This is a genomic window from Streptomyces mexicanus (genome assembly GCF_902506575.1).
In the GTDB taxonomy this organism is placed as follows: domain Bacteria; phylum Actinomycetota; class Actinomycetes; order Streptomycetales; family Streptomycetaceae; genus Streptomyces; species Streptomyces mexicanus.
This window is the reverse complement of the sequence record NZ_LR732618.1, coordinates 1-835: the sequence shown is the minus strand read 5'-3', so window position 1 is coordinate 835 and position 835 is coordinate 1. Positions and strand designations below refer to the sequence as shown.

The 835-nt window shown below is 81.4% G+C and carries 1 pseudogene; it reads right to left on the bottom strand.

Features of this window, described 5'->3' with window-relative positions:
- Nucleotides 1–755, bottom strand: a pseudogene (locus GV126_RS33570) (hypothetical protein); the annotation flags it as partial.
- Nucleotides 756–835: the final 80 nt, after the last annotated feature.

Genomic DNA, 835 nt, shown 5'->3' with positions numbered 1-835 from the left:
GGGGCGGGGGGGGGCGGGGGGGGCTGGCGGGCGGGGGCGGGCCCGCCGCGCGGCACCCGCGCGGCCCGGCCGGGGCGGGGCGAGGAGGCCGGGCGGCCGGGGTCGGCGGAGGCCCCGGGCGCCTTGGTGGCGCCGCCGGACGCCGGTGTGGCCCCGGCCGCCGTCGAGGCGGACACCCCCGGCACGGCGGGCAGCCCGGACGTCCCGGGGACGATGATGCCGCCGCCCGTGCCGGGCGGGCTCGCGACCTGCGAGGGCTCCGGAGAGGTGTCCACCTTGCTCGCGGGCCGGTTGCCGGCCTGGCCCGGCACCGGCAGCCAGGGCGCGTCGGAGTTGCCCGAGACGAGCGGGACGACGATGACGACGGCGTATCCCGCGCAGGCCACCCCGACCGCCAGGCCGAGGCGGCGGAAGCGGCGGCTGCGGCGCCCGGGGGCGTCGACGACCCCCGGCCCGCCCGCGCCGCCGCCGTCCGGCCCGTCCCCGCCGCGGCGGGCGCTGGTCCTCTCCTCCGGCTCCCCCTCCGTCCGGTCGAGCCGGACGGTCAGCTCCTCCGGATCGGGCCCGGCGGGCCGGTCCTCGGTCCACGGATCCCAGGGATCCGCGACGCGGGCCGGTACGAGGGCGCCGGTCTCCGGGAACGTCTGGACGTCGCCGCCGGCTCCCCCCTCCGTGCCGTCCGCGGCGGGCGGCGATCCGGTCGCGGACGCGGCCGCGGGCCATTCGGGTTGGGCCTGTTCCGGCCCCTTTTTCACGCGCACGTAGCTTCCCCCACGGGAGTGTTCCGGGGTGCGCCTACGACTCCGAGCCCACGCCGCCGGAACAGGCCCCCACC